The organism is Pengzhenrongella sp. (assembly GCF_036565025.1).
Taxonomy (GTDB): domain Bacteria; phylum Actinomycetota; class Actinomycetes; order Actinomycetales; family Cellulomonadaceae; genus Pengzhenrongella.
In genome coordinates, this window is record NZ_DATCNW010000474.1 from 17,260 (window position 1) to 36,019 (window position 18,760).

The 18,760-nt window shown below is 67.0% G+C and carries 16 protein-coding genes; 13 read left to right on the forward strand and 3 right to left on the reverse strand.

Annotation, left to right across the window (positions count from 1 at the left end; genetic code table 11):
• The 3 genes from VIM26_RS26500 to VIM26_RS26510 are packed head-to-tail and all read left to right on the forward strand — an operon-like array spanning position 1 to position 5,506.
• Complete coding sequence (locus tag VIM26_RS26500) at positions 1 to 1,536, forward strand: ATP-binding protein (protein WP_331956329.1); 1,536 nt, start codon at positions 1 to 3, stop codon at positions 1,534 to 1,536.
• The gene (locus tag VIM26_RS26505) at positions 1,536 to 2,534 is read left to right on the forward strand and encodes a PD-(D/E)XK motif protein (protein WP_331956330.1); all 999 of its coding nucleotides are present in this window, start codon (positions 1,536 to 1,538) and stop codon (positions 2,532 to 2,534) included. Before VIM26_RS26500 ends, VIM26_RS26505 begins: the two co-directional genes overlap by 1 nt.
• Positions 2,531 to 5,506, forward strand: coding sequence for a Z1 domain-containing protein (locus VIM26_RS26510; protein WP_331956331.1), 2,976 nt, complete (start codon positions 2,531 to 2,533; stop codon positions 5,504 to 5,506). The genes VIM26_RS26505 and VIM26_RS26510 overlap by 4 nt, the downstream gene beginning before the upstream one ends.
• Here VIM26_RS26510 and VIM26_RS26515 read toward each other — a convergent pair whose 3' ends face one another.
• A complete protein-coding gene (locus VIM26_RS26515; RefSeq protein WP_331956332.1) occupies positions 5,507 to 6,727 on the reverse strand; it encodes a DNA sulfur modification protein DndB in 1,221 nt (406 codons plus the stop codon).
• A 137-nt stretch (positions 6,728 to 6,864) separates the two neighbouring features.
• Between VIM26_RS26515 and VIM26_RS26520 the strand changes: the two genes are divergently transcribed.
• On the forward strand, positions 6,865 to 7,329 hold the full coding sequence (locus VIM26_RS26520; protein ID WP_331956333.1) for a hypothetical protein: 465 nt from the start codon (positions 6,865 to 6,867) through the stop codon (positions 7,327 to 7,329).
• A 747-nt stretch (positions 7,330 to 8,076) separates the two neighbouring features.
• Positions 8,077 to 10,380, forward strand: coding sequence for a hypothetical protein (locus VIM26_RS26525; protein ID WP_331956335.1), 2,304 nt, complete (start codon positions 8,077 to 8,079; stop codon positions 10,378 to 10,380).
• A 364-nt stretch (positions 10,381 to 10,744) separates the two neighbouring features.
• On the opposite strand, the gene VIM26_RS26530 is transcribed toward VIM26_RS26525, so the two are convergent.
• A complete protein-coding gene (locus VIM26_RS26530) occupies positions 10,745 to 11,077 on the reverse strand; it encodes a helix-turn-helix domain-containing protein (protein WP_331956336.1) in 333 nt (110 codons plus the stop codon).
• Positions 11,078 to 11,281: 204 nt separating this feature from the next.
• Entirely contained in the window at positions 11,282 to 11,491 is a 210-nt protein-coding gene (locus tag VIM26_RS26535) for a hypothetical protein (protein ID WP_331956337.1), read from the reverse strand.
• Between the two features lie 153 nt (positions 11,492 to 11,644).
• Here VIM26_RS26535 and VIM26_RS26540 point away from each other — a divergent pair, with 153 nt between their 5' ends.
• The 8 genes from VIM26_RS26540 to VIM26_RS26575 all read left to right on the forward strand — a co-directional run bounded on the left by VIM26_RS26540 (position 11,645) and on the right by VIM26_RS26575 (position 18,756).
• The gene (locus tag VIM26_RS26540) at positions 11,645 to 12,190 is read left to right on the forward strand and encodes a hypothetical protein (protein WP_331956338.1); all 546 of its coding nucleotides are present in this window, start codon (positions 11,645 to 11,647) and stop codon (positions 12,188 to 12,190) included.
• A 226-nt stretch (positions 12,191 to 12,416) separates the two neighbouring features.
• Positions 12,417 to 13,016 (forward strand): hypothetical protein, encoded by a 600-nt coding sequence (locus VIM26_RS26545; RefSeq protein ID WP_331956339.1) that lies wholly within the window; start codon positions 12,417 to 12,419, stop codon positions 13,014 to 13,016.
• Positions 13,017 to 13,213: 197 nt separating this feature from the next.
• The gene (locus tag VIM26_RS26550) at positions 13,214 to 13,930 is read left to right on the forward strand and encodes a hypothetical protein (RefSeq protein ID WP_331956340.1); all 717 of its coding nucleotides are present in this window, start codon (positions 13,214 to 13,216) and stop codon (positions 13,928 to 13,930) included.
• Between the two features lie 30 nt (positions 13,931 to 13,960).
• Positions 13,961 to 14,674, forward strand: coding sequence for an SAF domain-containing protein (locus VIM26_RS26555; RefSeq protein WP_331956341.1), 714 nt, complete (start codon positions 13,961 to 13,963; stop codon positions 14,672 to 14,674).
• Positions 14,674 to 15,453: a hypothetical protein gene (locus tag VIM26_RS26560; protein WP_331956342.1), complete on the forward strand. Its 780-nt coding sequence runs from the start codon at positions 14,674 to 14,676 to the stop codon at positions 15,451 to 15,453. Before VIM26_RS26555 ends, VIM26_RS26560 begins: the two co-directional genes overlap by 1 nt.
• 170 nt (positions 15,454 to 15,623) lie before the next feature.
• Positions 15,624 to 16,952, forward strand: coding sequence for a CpaF/VirB11 family protein (locus VIM26_RS26565; RefSeq protein WP_331956343.1), 1,329 nt, complete (start codon positions 15,624 to 15,626; stop codon positions 16,950 to 16,952).
• Positions 16,949 to 17,863 carry a type II secretion system F family protein gene (locus VIM26_RS26570; RefSeq protein ID WP_331956344.1) on the forward strand — a complete coding sequence of 305 codons (915 nt, stop codon included), beginning with the start codon at positions 16,949 to 16,951 and terminating at the stop codon, positions 17,861 to 17,863. Before VIM26_RS26565 ends, VIM26_RS26570 begins: the two co-directional genes overlap by 4 nt.
• Positions 17,860 to 18,756: a type II secretion system F family protein gene (locus tag VIM26_RS26575; protein WP_331956345.1), complete on the forward strand. Its 897-nt coding sequence runs from the start codon at positions 17,860 to 17,862 to the stop codon at positions 18,754 to 18,756. The genes VIM26_RS26570 and VIM26_RS26575 overlap by 4 nt, the downstream gene beginning before the upstream one ends.
• Positions 18,757 to 18,760: the final 4 nt, after the last annotated feature.

Sequence of the window (18,760 nt, forward strand, 5' to 3'; positions counted from 1 at the left end):
GTGACGGAACTAGAGGGCGGGACTCAAGGGGACGAGGTCGTCGACCGAATCGTCCTCACTCCAGACCCAGCTTTCGTCAAGAGCCTCGGCACCCATCACACCCTCGAGTCCGCCATGGCGGACCTCGTCGACAACAGCATCGACGCCCGCGCGACCACCGTCAGCATCCGCTTCATCACCAGTCAAGGACACCTGGCCGGCATCGTCGTCGTGGATGACGGCGACGGCATGGACAATACCGATGTCGACCGGGCCATGCGCCTAGGTGGCCGGCGAGACTACGCGGCGAGTGACCTCGGGCACTTCGGCGTAGGACTCAAGGCAGCTGCCCTGGGCGTCGCGAACGTCCTCACAGTGTGGTCCCGTCGTTACGGCGGTCCTCCCGTCGGGCGACGCCTCAAGAGGGTGGACATGCAGCGGGACTACTCGTGCGATGTGCTCAGCCCGGCAGCCGCCGAACGAGCCCTGAGTCACGCACTCGACGACGGTGCTCACGGCACCGCCGTTGCTCTGACCGAGCTCAAGGAGGGTGTGCACGGCGCGTCGCGAGTCGAGGGCGCCATGTGGCTTTCGAACGCTCAGCACCGGGTCAGGCAGCACCTCGGCCTCGTCTACCATCGCATCCTGGCCGCGAACCGCGTCGTCGTGGAACTCGTCGAAGTCGATGACGACGGCAACATCGGCGTGCCGACGCCGGTGCGACCCATCGACCCGTTCGGCTATCCACTGAGCGGCCGACCGGGCTTCCCGAAGCAATTGCACGCAGCGGTCGCAGGCACCACGGTCACGGTCACCTGCCACATTTGGCCACCGCGATACGAGAACAACACAGCCTTCCGCCTGCAGCAGAAGGCCGTCGAGGAGACGCAAGGCTTCTACGTCTACAGGGCCGACCGTCTCCTGCAAGCAGGTGGCTGGAACAACGTCGCGAACGCAAATTCGTTGCGGCGTCTCGCACGGGTCAGCATCGACTCCGACGGACTCGACGAACTCGTTCAGCTGAACCCCGAGAAGAACGGCACGCAGTTCAGCAGTACGTTGTCCTACGCGCTCGCGAAGGCCACCTCTGGGCTCGCGAACGACGCCGTCACGTTCGAGGAGTACCTCTCGGCGGCGGAAGGCGTCGTCGTCGAGTCCAAGAGGCGCACTCACCGACGCAAGCCAGTGGTCAAGCCTGATCGCGGATTCGCTGACGGTGTGCGCCGGGCGATCGCCGAGGAACTCGAATACCACCCCGACGAGGAGCCCTTCGACGTACGGTGGAAACGGCTGGGCACCGGGGACTTCTTCGAGATCGACCGAGAGGCACGCACGCTCTGGCTCAATCTCCGCTATCGGGATCTGTTCTCACCCGGCCAGCGTGGCCTCAACGATGCACCAGTGATAAAAGCCCTGATGTTCCTCCTCGCGCAGGACCACTTCACGGGTGTCCAGTACAGCTCCACTAAGCGTGACGAAGCCTCGATCTGGCAGGCCGTTCTGGGCGCAGCAGCCGAGGAAGAGAAGTCCCGGCGTAACGGGGGAGAGTCCAAGTGATGAACGCAGCAGGCTTCAATCCGTCCGAGCGGCACCCCGACCTGGAGATGCTCGACGGCTACTGGTCGGACGGAAATCAAGCGCGCTTGCCGATCAATGGCGTGCCTGAGTGCTTCATCGATTTGGACCCCAGCCACGGCACGCTGACGCTGAGCGTTCCCGCCGATGGGCCGGAACCCGACCTCGCGAGGTTTCGCAGCATCGAGCTTGCTACCTACACCGATGGCGGCGACGTCTGGTGGGAAATCCGTATCCAGGTCGACGACTCGCTCCACGAGGCCTACTCCCTGCTGACCCGAATCGCAGATCTCGTTCAACTGGAGAACCAAGCCGTGGCGGTTGCCACCTACCAGGCACTGGAGGCGTACCGGTTGTTGCTGGCCTCGCGCGGCGGCATGAGCGACGAGCAGCAGACCGGACTGTATGGAGAACTACTCGTTCTCGAGCACCTGCTGCGGACACTGAGCCCAGAACTAATCGTGCCTGCATGGATGGGACCTGCCAAGGAGGAGCATGACGTCGCTCTGCCAGACGTTCACTACGAGGTGAAGTCCACCAAGGGCGAGCACCGTCGGCACATGATTAGCGGGACTCAACAGCTCGAACCGTTGCGGGGCGTCCCCCTCTGGCTGGTGTCGATACAACTCACCCCCACGACACCGGATGCGGGCCGCAGCCTCATTGACTTGGTGGCGGTGGTGAGGGGTTTATCCGGTCACAGGCTCCCGCGGGTCAATGAGCTCCTGGTCAGCGCCGGTTGGCGCGACCGGGACGCGGACCTCTATGACGCCCACCTGACACTGCGGAGCAAGCCGCGGGCCTATCTGATCGACTTGTCGTTTCCCGCACTTACTGATGCGCGGATCGCCCAGGTGGTACCCAGTGCGAGCCTCGTCCGCGACGTCAGTTACCGGGTCGATGTCACGCAGCTCGACTTCGCCGGACCTCCGTCGCCGATGGATGCATTCGTCGAGATACCCGAGGAGAAGACCGAATGAGCGCACCCACGTGGCAGCACGACCTGACCATGTTGCTTGACGCGGACGCCAAGGCCCGCCCTCGACGCCTCGTCGACACCGTCAACATCCTTGCCGGGGACGAGATCCTCAGCGAAGAGGCACTGGTCCAGCACCTCGACTCCATGCCGCTGAAGGACCCGGTGGTCCACCGACTCCATCGAGCGCTTCTCGCATGGGACTCGGCGGCAGACGCACCGTGGGCCGCGCTAGACGGGGAATCTGCGCTGCCGCCCCATTCAGGCGAGCGTAGGCGGGCTGCCTACAAGCGGCTTGGCTTCTCAGAGGCGCTTTCGTCTGTTCTGGACGAGAAGTGCCCCGTCGTCGAGCATCACGAGGTCGTCATCTCGACGGAGTTTGAGCCGTGGTACGAGACCGCCAAAGTGGATCGGCCCAGCTTCTATTGGGCTCACTACGAGGACTACCTGCGCCAGAAGGGCTGGGGTGCCGACGTCATCCAGTCCCTTGACAGCGCAACCGATGACGTCGTTCGTCGCCTGTCGGACCCAACGCGGCCTGAGGCGAAGAAGACCCGCGGACTGGTCGTCGGCTACGTGCAGAGTGGGAAGACCGCGAACTTCACGGGGGTCATCTCGAAGGCGGTTGACGCTGGGTACCGGCTCGTCATTGTGCTCACCGGGACAGTCGAGATGCTGCGCGCACAAACGCAGCGGCGCCTGGACAAGGAGCTCGTCGGGCGCGAGAACCTTGTGTACGGGCTCGACACGACAGGTGAGACCTGGCTGAAGGAGTTCGACTACGCGGGCGACCCGGAGTGGGACGACGGCGCATCCTTCGTCCAGCACCCTGACATCGCGACGACCGATGGCGTACCGCGCATCGTCCGCGCAACGACTCTGGGCGCCGACTACAAGCGGCTCAAGCAGGAGCTGACCAAGCTCCGCTTCCCGAGCAGGCCGAAAAAGTCGGCTCCACTCAACGACCCGGCGAACCTAGCTGCGGCCGACGCCTACCTTGCCATCGTGAAGAAGAACGCGTCGACGCTCAAGAAGCTCATCACGGACCTCAAGGCTGTCGGCGCGACGACCCTCAGAGAACTCCCCGTCTTGATCATCGACGATGAGTCGGATCTCGCCTCTCTCGACACCACCAGTCCCGCGGCGAAGGCCAAGGATGCGAAGAAGCGAACTGCGATCAACCGGGCGATCTCCGAGATCCTCGCGCTGGCGCCGCGCGCTCAGTACGTCGGCTATACCGCCACGCCGTTTGCCAATGTCTTCGTCGATCCCACCGATGAGCAGGATATTTTCCCGTCCGACTTCCTCGTAACGCTTCACCGGCCCACCGGCTACATGGGCGTTGCCGACTTCCATGACATCGAGCGCGACTGGACGGCCGAGCCGAAGACGATCGAGACGTCGAATCGCCTGGCGTTCGTCCGAGACCTCGAGCCCGACGTGGACGCCGCCGATCTCAACGCCGAGTTGCGCGACGCCATCGACGCCTTCGTGTTGTCCGGAGCGATCAAGCTCTATCGGCGCGCTCACGACGAGGACGCAGGCAAGCACCACACGATGCTCGTGCACGAGTCGGTGAAGACGACCGAGCACCGAGAGACAGCGGAACGGGTCCGCGACGTCTGGGCTGCGAACCCTGCGACTTCGCCGAACGGTCTCGCTCGGCTCGAGTCGTTGTGGAACGCGGACTACCGCCCCGTGTGCCACGTACGGCGAGACGGCCCCGTGCCCGAGTCGTTCGAGGACCTCAAGCCCTACATCGGCGATGCCTACACTCGGATCGCAACAGACGGTGACCCGGTCATCGTGGTGAACTCGGACAAAGACCTGCAGGCGAATGCCAAGCGCCTGGACTTCGACGCCGAGCCGGTGTGGCGAATCCTTGTCGGCGGGACAAAATTGAGCCGAGGATTCACAGTGGAAGGCCTCACCGTGTCGTACTACCGGCGCGCCGCCGGCCAAGGCGACACGTTGATGCAGGCAGGTCGCTGGTTCGGGTTCCGCCGGGGCTACCGGGACCTCGTCCGCCTCTTCATCCCTGACGACCTGTACCAGGCATTCGAGGGTGTCCTGCGTGACGAGGAAGCCCTGCGTGCCGAGCTTGCCCAATACGAAGGGTTCGGCGAGGACGGCAAGCCTCTTCTCACGCCGCAAGCGGTGCCGCCCTTGATCCGTCAACACCTGCCTGCGGTCAAGCTCACCGCACGGAACAAGATGTGGAATGCCCGACTGGTGGAGCAGGGCGTCGGAGGTCGGATACGAGACCTCTACATGGTCCCGGACCGCAAATTCACGGCCGAGAAGGAGCACAACGTCGGTGCAGTGTCGCGGCTCCTGTCGCACACCGGCGAGTCCGTCAAGCTCAGCGACGGCAAGAACCTCTTCGACGCCCGCGTAGCGATCGTCGAGAACTCGGTGGTGCTCGACCTGCTCGGGGAGAAGGGTCTCCGCTGGCACGGTGCGGTCACTGAGCAGGTTCGTCCGCAGGTGCGCTTCTTCGAGAACGCAGCGAAGCATCATCGGGTCGACGCATGGGCAGTCATCTGGCCGCAGCTCGGTGAGGGCGGGTGTTGCGATCTCGATGGCGTCATAGGTCACGCACCCCTGGTGAAGCGAACCCGTCGCGACGATCGCTACGACTTTTCCGGAAGTGATCGAAAGCACCGCCTCCCTGCGGAGCTGATCGCGGCCTCCGGCCCAAAGGCCGAGGCCGAGATCCTCAAGCTCGCGTCCGCGGGTGGCATGAGTCTCGGCGTGGTCCTTGTGTACCTCGCGTGGGATCCCGTGACGCGGGACACGGCGCCAAGCTCCTCAGTACCCGCGGCGCACGGCGACATCACACCGCTGGTCTCGATGGTCATTCCAGTTGATGCCGCGCCCGGCGGGCGGGCGCTCGTATGGGAACGCATCCAAGACGACGAGCTTCACCGTGATCTGGCGGCGATTGACGACCCGAAAGCTCCCAGAAATCCCTAGCTAGCGGATCGGAGGGACGCCGTCCTGAGCCCACCTTGCCAGCGTTGCCGTGAGTCCCTTGAGGTCCTGCGCTCGCGATGACGGCGCTTTGCTCGCCTGCCGAGGGAAGTAGCCGGAAGCAAGCCACCGGCTATCGAGAGGGAATCCCCAGGAACCATGCAGCTGGCGAAGCAGCCGCCGGAAGTCCTCCTCGCCTGACGCATCGACACGGGGTTTCAGGTCGTTGATGCCCGCCACTGCGACCAACCGGAAGGCTCCCGCGAGGCAGCGGAGAACGGTGGCCGAGGCGATGAGGCTCCGGGACCGCAGATTGGCCACGGAGAGCTCGCCAGCGGCAACGGCTTCGAGGCCGGGGACTTCGTCGATGAGGAGGTCAAGGTAGGCGGTTGTCACGGCAGCGACGTCGACGCCGTCGAGCAGTGCTTCCCGCTTCTGGGTGATGCGCGACTCGAACCCGATCGAGGCAGCGCGGATTACATCCACAAGGGTCTTGGCCGACAGAAAGTTCTCACTCGCTCCGGCCATCCTGTCCTTCTCGAAGTCGACGGCACCCCTTACGAGGGGGTGCCGGCTGGCGAGATCCGCTGCTATGCGGTTCACGAGGTCCCGCTGGTCGAAGGCGGCGACCTGGGACTTGGTGATGCCCTTGGCGTTCGTGGCGATGTCCGAGAAGAATTGGCGGTGCTCGTTGGGGGTGACCCCCTCGTAAATCTCGAGGGTGATGCACTCTCGTTCGAGCCTCACCTCGAGTCGCTCGAAGTCGGCAACCCTCGTGGCTGCGGACGCTGCCCCGGCGGCGTCCCCGAGGACGTGCGCGTTTTCCCTCGCCCGCCGAGCGCTCGCGAGGCCCGCGTCGACCGTCTTCGCTGCGATGTGCCAGCCCAAGATCCGGTGCTGTCCGTCCAGGATTTCCAGTACGTCGGTCGAGTCGTCGGGGAACTCGAGAATCCCTGACTCGACGGGGCCATCCGTCGCGCCGAGCGTGAACGAGTCGCTCAGCCGGATCGCGGTGTCGAGAAGCAGCGGAGGCGTTGCCCATCGCTCGTTCGCCGACCAGTACCTCGCGAACCCCTCAGCGTGTGCGCCGTCGACGCGGCGATTCCCTGGGAACTTGTGGAGGGGATCGGGAACCGGAAGGAGCTCTGGTACCACCCGGAGCGGGACCGCCACGACAAGGACTCGGAATCCACCTCGTTCGAATCTGAATGCGGGGAAGGTCAAACGACTCCTCGTGACACTCATCCCTGTTCTCGCTCCCCAGTAGTGGCTGCCTCAATCATCGGCACGAACGGGAGCCAGCTTGACGGACACGCGCGGAAAGTCCCGCATCGAAGCTGGTCCGCAGGGAAGCTGAGCAGGTGAATCACTGGATCCCGTTCAGCATCGAGCATGACAAGCCAAGACAGGTGGACGACCTCGCGGCAGCTGTACTCGACGCGGTGCCCGCGCTGGCACGGGTCGCCGGGTCCGACGACGGACTCAAGCGTCTCGACCTCATCGCGGCGCTCGCGCCCGTTGCCCGCGTTAACGGTCTCAGCGTGACGACCGGCGGGTCGTTCGCAGCATCGGAGTTGGATCTGTTGAGCGCTGATCACCGGATCGCCCTGAGCGTCCAGGCGGGCCGGGCACGGACGAACAATGGAGCTCTGCGCGCCGTGCTTGCAGCGGGAGCGTATCCAGAGGTTTCCTGGCTGATCCTTCTCGTCCCGGAACGCTACAAGGGTGGGCTGACAGCGAAGCCGATCCTAGAGGACCTCCGGCTTCTGGCTACCACGCCCGGTGTGCGTCTCGATCTCGACGCGGTCCTCTTGGCAGCGTTCTGACGCGCCGGGCCAGCGATGCGGCGGTCGAGCCGGGCCACTCGAGTCGCCCCAAACCTGAGGCGTGTCGCCCCGGGGACGCCGGGGGTTCGCCCCCACCTTTCTGCGCGGGCGAGACAAGCGCCTTCGCTCGGCACGGTCGTGCATTCGCTGGCGGTCCGCCCCGCCGCGCGCGTCCTTGGCGCTGGGATTGACCGACCCCGAACGTGACCTGCTGCCGGCACTGCCTCGCGGGACGGGTGGAAGAAGTCCGGCCAAACCCATGTCGTGCCTTCCTTCACCCCGACGAAATCACCGTCCACGACACCGACGCAGCCACGCGTGGCGACGCGGCCCCGACCACGACAGAAGGGAAGTGGCGTCGCGATCCGTAACCGACGACGTCGTCCACCTCGCCGAGCAGGTCACCCCCGGCGGGCTCCTGCTCCCACCCGACCACCTCGCCGAGGTCAATCGCTGGATCCGAGGCCAGGACTTCGCTGATCCGTGGCACCGCAAGGTGCGGATCCCCCTGCGAGGGGCGTTCGGCCCAGTTCGTGCGACGCCAGGGTCGGGCCGCTCGACGTCCGTCGTCTGGGCGGAGGGGTTGGTGGGTCGCCCGGTCTCACTCGCAACCGGAGCCATTGGCGTTGGGATCAGTGGACCTGCGAACCGTTGTTCCATGGGTGTACCGAGAACGATTGACAGCGCACGCTCGGGTAGTGCACCATCAGCCTCGGTACACCGTAGGAACAACGAGTAGGAGTCGCCGTGAGTGCCAGCAGTTTGACGTTCTACACCGCCACGAAGAGCCGCAATCAGGGTCGTGAAGCCTGGTCGGTCATCTTTCGACACCCAGCTCGCCTAGACGTTGGCACCGGCAACACTGGGCGCCGGGTTCGGCGTGGTCTTGGTACCTCCGACGAGCGCGAGGCCGAGCGCCTCGTGGAGCAGCTCAACGAGATCCTGCGAACCGCGGAGTTGTGGGGGCCGAGCGCGCGCACCTCTCTCGAAGGCCGCTTCGACGCTCGGGTAATCGAGATCTTCTACGACGGACTGGTGGCCACTCAGCTTGACTTCGAGGCCGTCCGCGAGGAGCGGATCCCGCTTCCTACTAGCGCTGACGGCTACCGGACCGTGCTCCTCCTCGGCACCACTGGCGCAGGCAAGACGACCCTCGTTCGACAGATCCTCGGCACCGATGCCAAGACCGAGCGCTTCCCGTCTACTTCGACAGCCAAGACTACGGTGGCCGACACCGAGCTCATCATGACGGAGGAGGATACCTTCCGAGCCGTCGTGACCTTCGTCCCGCGTGACGAAATCATCGACTACCTCGCCGAGAACGTGTCACGCGCCGCACTTTCGGCTCGTCAGAACAAGCTTGACGCCAAGATTTCCCTTGATCTGCTCGACCACCAGGACCAGCGGTTTCGCTTCAGTTACGTGCTCGGCCGGGGCGGCGCGGCCGATTCCGCTGACGACGAGGACCTGGCAGATGACGACTTTCCCGACGAGATCGACGACGAAAACGACGGTGAGGAGGTTGATCTCGATCCTGAGGAGTACGGCCACATCGACGTTGCGGCGACTGATCGAGTACTGCAGGAGTGCGTTGCAGCGGTCAAGGACATGGTTGTTCGCTACGCCGACGATATCGCGGCCGGGATTGTAGAGGGAAAGGACGATGAGCGCCTCCTGGACGAGCTGATCGAGGACGCCCTCGATACCGACCTGCGGCAGTCAGAGGAGTTCCACCAGATCGTCGACGCACTCATCGACGAGATCGAGAAGCGGTTCACGGCGCTTGACGTTGGGGCACTCAGGCGGAACCGACAGGGCTGGCCGGTGTCCTGGTCGTGGGAGTCCAACGACCGCGCAGCCTTTATGAAGGTGGTGACCCGATTCTCCAGCAACTATGCGCCACTGTTCGGGCGCCTGCTCACCCCGCTGGTCAATGGGCTGCGGGTCAGTGGCCCTTTCCAGCCCAAGTGGTCGGACAAACCGGTGCGACTTGTCCTCGTCGACGGTGAGGGCCTGGGTCACACCGCCAAGTCGGTCAGCTCGCTATCCACGCACGTCCAGGAGAAGTTGCAGCGCCTCGACTCGGTCCTGCTCGTCGACAACGCGACGCAGCCGATGCAGGCCGCGCCTGTTGCCGCACTCAAGGCGATGGTCGTCTCCGGGACGGCGACGAAGCTCCACATCGTCTTCACGCACTTCGACCAGGTCAAAGGCGACAACCTGCCCTCATTTCCCCTGCGTGAGGAGCACGTCCTAGCGTCTGTGGAGAACGTCCTCAAGGCTATCGGCGAGGAGCTGACGCCGGCGGCTGAGCGCGTGCTGGGCCGCCGGATCGATAAGGCGCGGTTCTTCGTCGGTGGCATCCACGAGCGCCTGGATCCGAAGCGGAAGATCGCGCATCGCACCATTCGCCAGCTCCGCGAGCTGCTCGATCTGCTGGCGCATCCCGAGCGCGCTGCTGACACCGGTGAGAACCGCCCAGTGTTCAACCGAATGAACCTTGCGCTCGCCGTGACCGAGGCGGCCAAGACGTTCCAGCATCGCTGGCTCGGCTTGCTCGGCTTGCAGCCCAACCCCGAAGCGCCCAAGGAGCACTGGGCGCGGATCAAGGCCATGAGCCGACGCCTGGCGGAAGGGTGGCACCAGGAGGGGTACGACAACCTCATGCCGGTCGCTGACCTCACCCTCCAGCTCCAGATCCAGATCTACCTGATGCTGCAGCGGCCGGTGCGGTGGACTGTCGGCGAGCCGCCGAGCGAGGCCGAACAAGAGGCGATCCTCGATGCGCTTGCAAATGCGGTCACGCAGAAGCTGATTGAGGTTTCGAGGCGCCAACTCAAGGATGAGGTCCAGCTGGCGTGGCAGCGGGCGTACGCGCAGCGGGGTGTCGGCTCGACTTTCGATCGAGCGCGGATCATCTCCCACGACGTTTACGAGCGCGGTGCACCGATCCCGACGGCGGTCGCCTCGCCGGACCAAAACAAGTTTCTCAAGGCTGTTGCTGAGGCAATCGATGAGGTGGCTGCCGAATTCGGCGCGGAGCTCGAGTAGGCCTCGCAAGCCGATCGGGCGTTCTGCCCGGGACACTTCACCCCTTGCCTGCGACGATTTCGTCGCTGGAAGGCTCGCCGTCGCGCCCACAGCGTGGACACCAGAGTCCCACAGTGGCGTGATCACAGTGGCTCGCCCACCGAGCACTCTCAACTGCAGGTTGCGCGTACTTACTGGATCTCGGAATCGTGCATCGCGCTGCAGGCGATCGCCGACCGTGACGAGGCCGCTCGAGTCGGCCCCATTCCCGGTCGCGACGGACGGCGTGGAATCGCATGATCGCGGGAGCGCGAACGCTGGCGCGGGCGCCTGCTCACGCGGCCTGCCGCTTCTGACCGCAGGGTCCGTACCGGAGGCTGTCCCCTCACTGTGTGGCTGGCGACCTGTCGAGGTCGGTTTGATCCGCAACTGTCGTTTCCGCGCTCGGATTCCGTCGCTCGACGAAGGCCTCGACCGCTCGCGGGGCGATCTTGCGGAGCCTCCCGATGCGGATGGTCTCGATCTCGCCGGCGGCGATGAGTTGATACATGAAGCTCCTGCCGATGCCCAAGCGGTGGGCAGCCTCAGGAACGGTGAGCAGCAACTGGTCGGACTGCATCGTGAGGTTGATGACCTCCGGCTCGGGGGTCGACTCGCGACGCCTGGGCCGGGCTCGTTCGGCGGTGACCAACCGGAACGTGCGGGTGCTGGGGCTCATCTGCGTCCTCCTTCTTCCGATGACGCATCCCACTGTGGTCCGGAATATTGACGAGCCTCTTACAGCGCTCGGCGATTGCCTCTCGCGCGGCGAGTAGAGGTCGGTTCAGATTCCTCGGAAATATCGTCAGTTCGCTTACTGGATGGGTGAGGTGTCGGGGTGACCAGGTCCTGACCTGCGGGTTTGGTTGCTGTAAGACCCTTGTCAATATCCGTGAGAAGCGTGGCCGGTGTCCACCACGACATTGGGAGACACCTCATGGACACCGAATGCGACCACCGCGCGACCACGTTGCGGGTGACCGTCCGCGACCACCAACGACTGCGAGAGACGCTCTCGGTAGTCGATCAGCAGGGCTGGAACGGGCCCGAGGGTCGGGCTCTCCTCGGATTTGTCCGACGCGACCTCGTCCATCCGCTCGTGGTCTCGCACGGTTTGCGCGGCGCTGCGGCCCGGCAGGCGGAGGCCACCGGATGGGACGTCGCGTGGACCGAGCTCGCAGACCCCCGGCTCCGCACAGCCGACTCCCCCTGGGGGGTCCTGTGGACCCGCGTGCGTCGAGCGATCTTGGGCGAGGCGCTCGCTGATCGCTACTGCGTCGCGACCAGGCAGGCCTGGCAAATCTACGGCGACCTCGGCGGCACCCGGCACGGCGACCAGTGGTGTCCCTTCGACGAGGTGGTCGACCTCGACCGTGAACCGGCCGACCCGAAGACAGAAGTCGAGGTCGCGCCCATCACCACTGCGGTCATCGACGCGTTGATCGGCGTGGGTTGGGAGCGGGCGCTGGCAACCGACATCGTCGAATCCCTCGTCGACCGGGGAGCTAGCGGCCGGTGGCGGCGTGGCGACCTGTCGGGCGCACGACGACTGGGCGTGAAGTTCGGGATTCCGCAGTGGCAGGCGCACCGTGTGATGACGGTGATGCTCGGAACCCTCAGTTGGCCCGGGCTCGTCGAGCGGTTGGCGACAGGCGGCGACGCTGCGCTTCAGGACCCCGCGATGCTCGCCGCGCTGCGCGCGACGGTGCGGCCCTGGAGCAAGGGGCCGGCGTACGAGGCGCGGGTGGCTGCCCGACAGACGACGTTATCCACACATCGGCGGGCGTCGTGACGGAGTTGTCCACAGAGTTCTCGAGAAGCCACCCGGATTCCCGCGATCTTCGGTACTCCTGCTGTGTATGGAGACCTGTAGGGCACGGGACGGGCGCCCGTCTGCGCCGGCGTCAGCAACTCGTGCCGCGCCAGGGGTTACGCGATCCGGTCATTTGGTGTCGAATGGAACGCATTGCTGGTGTACAGCCAGGCGCAGAGAAGGCGGACGACCCGACAGGGGGCTGGTGGTCGCCATGATCCGTGTGCATCGCAGTCGCCGACCGGTGGCTACTGCCCTCATGTTGGTCGTCGTCGCGCTTAGCGCAGGCTGCAATGGCGATGGAGAGAAGGACCCGACACCTACGAAGTCGTCGGCGACGGTGTCGCCAACACCGACGCCGTCGCCCACGCCGTCAGCGGATCCCGAGGTCGCCGCAGCTGAGGCTTCAGTTCTCAAGGCCTACCGGGACTTCTGGGCCGCGAAGGTGGCGTGGTACGCCGATCCACGGGCTCAGAGCGATTCGAATCTCTCGCACTACGCGATCGACACCGCTCTCGCCGACGCGCAATCGACCATATTCACGTTCCGCGCCGATGGAATCGAAGTTCCGGGCGAACCAGTCCTGAGCCCGCAGGTTTCGAACGTCAGCCTCGGTACCGCGCCAACGGCCACAGTCAACGATTGCGTTGACGTGAGCAACTGGCAGGCGATCTTCCGGGACTCGGGAAAGTCCGCGGTCGCACCAGGTCAACTGAAGCGGGTCGTTGCCGTCGCGGAAGCCACCATCTTTGACGGTCGATGGGTAATCCGGTCCTACGCGGCACAGCGAGACCGCGGATGCTGACCCGTCGGCGTGACGGCCTCGTACTCGTCCTGGCCCTCGCATTTCTCGCCAGCGCCGAGTCATCAGTGGCCGCGGTCGCTCCTGTGTGCCCTCCGAAGAGCGAATATTGCGTCGTCAAGGCCGAGACACCCAACCGCCCGGGTAAGCCGGAATCGTCATCCCAGCCAGCCGCCGGCTCACCGGGAGCTCGCACGTGTATGGCCAGTTTGCTGAAGAGCCGCGTCGAGTGCCACGACGACATGTTCGGGTGGTGGAGCCAGGTCGACGAGTGCTACTTCCGGCTTGAGGAGCCGCAACCCGCGAGCACGGACCCCATCTGGGAGGGGAACTACCCCAACGGCGCGATTTATCACGCCATGTGCCCAGGCGTGGTCGGAAGCGGCGGGGGCTGGGGTTGGTTCCCAACTCCACCGGACGGTTTCGGTGCCGTGACGGCTACGCCGGCCGAACTCGCCCAGCAAGCGATCGACAAGATGCAGCTGGCGGGGCCGGCGATCGGGATCGCGCCGCCGCCTGGTGCGACGGGCCTAGTCGGTCTGCCGGTGTGGCTGTGGACTCAGGTGTCCCCGACGACGTGGGGACCGAACACCGCGACGGCGTCGGTGCCGGGGCTGACGGTCACGGCGACGGCGCGCGCGAAGAACGTCGTCTGGGACATGGGTGATGGCACAAAGGTCACCTGCACGAGTCCCGGGACGGTGTACACGAAGGGCAAGGGCGGCGGCACGTCCCCCACGTGCGGGCACGTCTACCAGGACCCATCGGCCGGGCAGCCCGACGACGCGTATCCGGTGACGGCAACGACGACGTGGGAGATCACGTGGACCGGCGGCGGAACCACCGGAACGTTGACCGTGACCCGCTCGTCGTCGACCACGATCCGCATCGGCGAGCTCCAGGTGCTCGTGACGTAGCGACCATCCCCAGTACTGGAGGTGCAACCCATGACGACGAACAGCGGCGGACCTCCGCCACTCAAAGGCTCGGCCAACGGCGGGGCGACGGCGAACGGAACGGCGCACTCCCGCGCGATGCCGGTGACACCTGCGGCGCCCGCCCCCCGCGGCAAACGACGCCCGGTCATCGTTGCGCTCGCCCTGGCGCTCGCGATCGCTGGCGCGCTCGGCGCTTCCTGGCTGGTCGGGGCGGCGGGAGACCGGATCACGGTCGTCGCCCTGGCGCGTGACGTCCCGTATGGGACGGTCCTCACGCGCGAGGACCTGACCCTGACCGACGTCGCGGTCGACGCCGGAGTCCGCGTCGTCCCGGCCGACGACGTCGGCGCAATCGTCGGGCAGTTTTCGGCCAGCGACCTGGTCGCTGGGTCGTTGCTCGCGTCCGGTCAGGTCACCGGCGCCCTGCCCCCGGGTGAGGGGGAGGAGCTGATCGGGTTGTCAGTGCCCGCGAACCGGGTCCCCGCCGGCGGGCTGCGCGCCCGGGACCGGCTGTTGCTCGTCGACACCCCGTCGGCCGACGCCGACCCGCCGACCAGGTCACCGGCCTCGTTCGAGGTGAGCGTGGTCCGCGTCGGTGCACCGGATCTGAATGGGGTGAGTGTGGTCGACGTCGTCGCACCCACCGGCGACGGACCTGCGGTGGCTGTGCGGGCGGCGACGGGGCGATTCACGCTCGTTGTCCAGCCCAGAGGGGGGCGGTAATGGCGCTCATCGTGCTGTGCTCGGCGAAGGGCTCTCCGGGCGTGACGACCACGGCCCTTGCGTTGGGGTGGGTGTGGCCCACCGCCCTGCCCGGACGTCGGTCCCTTGTCGTGGACGCCGACCCGGCGGGCTCCGGAGTGCTGCCCGGGTTCTTCCAGGCGAACGCGCCGCAGGTCGGCGGCATCCTGGGCCTGGTACGCAGCGGCGACGGGGTCGAGGTAGACGACCTGCTGACCAACGCCGTGGCTCTGGAGTCCTCTGGCGAGCGGCTCGTGCTGCCCGGGATCGTTGACCCGGCGCAGGCCCGCGCGCTCGCGGGGGTGTGGTCGCAGCTGGCGCACGTCGCGCACGATGCCGACGTGCAGGGTCTCGACATCCTGGTCGACGTCGGGCGGCTTGGGCACCTGCATCAGCCGAGCATCTTGCTCGACCGGGCGGATCTGGTCGTCGTCGTGCTGCGAGCGAGCCTGGTCTCGATCGCGGCCGCTCGGCCCGCCGTCGGGCACCTGCAGGAGCTCCGCGGCGCGGGCGGGGCGGTCGTCGGTGCGTTGGTCGGGGATCAGGCGCCGTACACGGCGAAGGAGATCGCCAGTGAGCTCGGCGTCGAGATCCCGATCGTGGTGCCACGAGATGCGGTCGCTGCGCGGATGTTCTCCGACGGCATCGGCAACTGGTCGCGGATGGCTCGCTCACCGCTGTTGCGCTCCGCTACGGCCGCCGCCGGCCAACTGGTTCTGAGAGTTCCGGCGTTGGCGCCGACCGAGGGGTGGGGCGCATGAGTGAGTTCGAGTCGGACGGGCGGATGCTCGGACCGGGTGCACGGAACGGGCGACCGGGGAGTTCACCGTCGCGTCCGACGATCGCCTCCGTCGTTCCGCTGCCGGGTCGGGCACCTGTATCGCCAGTTCCGACGCGGTCGTCCGCAGCAGATCATGGGTTGGTTCGCGAGTTGCGGCAGACGGTCGCGGAGAAGCTGTCCGCCCGGTTGCAGGGCGCACCGGTCCCGGACCCGAGCGCGCGTCGGGCGCTGGGCCGCGCGTTGGCCGCGGAGGAGATCGCGGCCAGGAACCGGGCCCTGATTCGCACGGGTGAGGCTCCGTGGACCGGTGCGGCGGCGTCCGACATCGAGGACGCGGTGATGGCGGCCCTGTTCGGGTTGGGCCGCCTGCAGCCCCTCATCGACGACCTGGACATCGAGAACATCGAGGTCAACGGGTGCGATCAGGTGTGGCTGTCCTATGCGGACGGCCACGACGAGCAGGGACCGCCGATCGCGGACTCCGACGCCGAACTCATCGAACACCTCCAGCTCCTCGCTGGGCGGATGGGCTCGGCCGAGCGGACCTTCACCACGACGCACCCGTCGTTGCACCTGCGCCTGGACGACGGGTCGCGCCTGGCAGCGATGGCGTGGACATCGCCGCGCCCGCAGGTGGTCATCCGCCGGCACCGGGTCCGTGACGTCGACCTCGACGGCCTCGTCGCGCTCGGCACCCTGGACACCTCGCTGGTCGCGTTCCTGCGCGCTGCGCTGCGGGCGGGCAAGAACATCGTGGTGACCGGGTTGCAGAACGCGGGCAAGACCACGATGATCCGGGCGCTGGCGAACGAGTTCGCGCCGATGGAACGGTTCGCGACGATCGAGAAGGAGTTCGAGCTGCACCTGCACGAGCTACCCGAGCGCCACCCGCGGGTGATGGCCCTGGAAGCGCGGGAGGGGTCGAGCGAGAAGGACGTGGCCGGGCGCCGAGCGGGTGAGGTCACGTTGACCGACCTGCTCACCGACGCCCTGCGGATGAACCTGCGCCGGATCATCGTCGGGGAGGTCCGCGGCGGCGAGGTCATCCCGATGCTCGAGGCGATGAGCACCGGCGACGGGTCCCTGTGCACGATCCACGCCCGCTCCGCCCACCACGCCATCGACCGGATCGTGACGTTGTGCCTGTCCACTGGGGGCGGCATGACGGACACCTTCGCCTACCGGCTGCTGGCCGGGTCGGTCGACCTGCTCGTGCACCTGGACCTGGTCGACGAGTCCCCGATCGGCGGCCGCAAGCACCGGTTCGTGTCCCAGGTCCTCGAGATCAACGGCCTCGGCGAAGGCAACCGGCCGGCCACGACCGAGGTCTTCGGCCCTGGCGCCGATGGGCGGGCCGTACCCAAGCATCGCCCCGGATGCCTGGCCGAGCTGGTCCGGCGCGGCTTCGACCCCGGCTTCCTCGACCACCCGGGCGGCACCTGGGACCACCCGCTCACCCTCGTCTGGGGGCCGTCATGAGGAACATGCTCGCGGTCGTGTCCGGGGCGCTGATGGGCGTGGGCACCTGGGGAGTCCTCGTCGGACTGATCCGGGTACCCGTCGATGACCCACTGCGGCGCGCGCCCGCGTGGCGGCGGCGCCGGGCCGCTCGTCCTCCGGCAGCCCTGACCCCGTGGCGGCGGTGGCGTTGGCCTGCCGCGGCCGGCGGTGGTCTGATCGCCTGGGCGGTGTCCGGGTGGCCCGCCGTCGGACTCGTGGTCGCGATCATGGTGGTCGGCCTGCCGGTCCTGCTCGGAACCGCGAAGGCGGTCGCGCGCGCCATTGACCGCGTCGAGGGCGTCGAGGAGTGGACGCGCCGGTTGAGCGACCTGCTTGTCACCGGCATCGGCCTCGAGCAGGCGATCACCGACTCCCAGCGAAGCTGCCCAGCGGTCATCCGCTCCGAGGTAAACGCCTTGGCGACCCGGCTCAGTTCCCGCTGGCCCACCGAGACCGCTCTGCGAGCCTTCGCCGAAGATCTCGACGACGCCAGCGGCGACCTGGTCGCCTGCGCACTCATCCTCGCCTCCCGTCGCCGCGGACCCGGCCTGTCCGGGGTGCTGAGCTCCGTGGCGGACTTCGTCGCCGACGACGTCGCGGCACGCCGCAAGATCGAGGCCGAACGGGCGAAGCCGCGCGCGACCGCCCGCGCCGTCACCTTCATCACCCTCGGGGTGGTCGCCGTGGGCTCGTTCAACAGCGACTACCTCGCCCCCTACGCGACGCCACTCGGGCAGCTTGTTCTCGCGGCCCTCACCTGCGCGTTCGTCGGGTGCCTGGTCTGGATGCGATCACTCACCGTCACACCGCCCGAACCACGGTTCCTCACCGTTTCCGCTGAGTCCGTCGAGATCGGCGCCGGGACGCACGCCGAGGGGAGGAGCAGATGAACGGCTGGCTGATCCTGCTCGCGGGAGCCATGACCGGGGTCGGCGTCGCCCTGCTCGTCGGCACGCTGGTCCCGACCCACCCCGACCTGCACGCCGCGATGGCCCGACTGGACCCACGAGCCGTCGAGGTCGACGCTTTCGACCCGTCCGGGCGGCACCCGCGCCTCGACCGGGTTCGTCGCCGGGTACTGCCACCGCTGGTCGAGGCGCTCGGGTTGCGACGCTTCGCCGCGGACCTGCACGTCGTTGCGCAGACCGCGGAGGACCTGGCCGTGCGCAAGGTCGCCTACGCGTTGGCAGGGCTCGCGGCACCGGTGCTGCTCGCCGTCGTGCTGGGTGCGACAGGTGTAGTCCTGCCGGGAGTTGTGCCCGCCCTGCTCGGAGTGGTTCTGGCCGGGTTGCTGTTCTTCGTGCCCGATGCCGACCTGCACCGGCGCGCGAGCACCGCGCGGGAGGACCTGCGGCGCGCCGCGAGCGTGTACCTCGAGCTGGTCGCCCTGGAACGAGCCGCCGACGCCGGCACCAACGAGGCTCTCGACCGTGCCGCCAACATCGGCACCTCGCGCGAGTTCGTCCAGATCCGCGACGCCCTCTTCAGCGCCCACCTCGCCGGCCAGCCACCCTGGCAAGGCCTCGCCGACCTGGGCGCGGCAAACGGTGTGCCCGAGTTCGGGGACCTCGCCGACATCACCCGCACCGCGGGGGAGTCAGGGGCGGCGATCTACGCCAGCCTGCGCGCCCGAGCCTCTTCGCTGCGCACCCAGCTGCTCACCGCGGCGACGGCGAAGGCCAACGCCGCGAGCGAACACATGGTCGTTCCCGTCGCGATGCTCGGCCTGACCTTCATGGTCCTGCTCGCCTACCCCGCATTCGCCCGCATCCTGTACGGCTGACCCG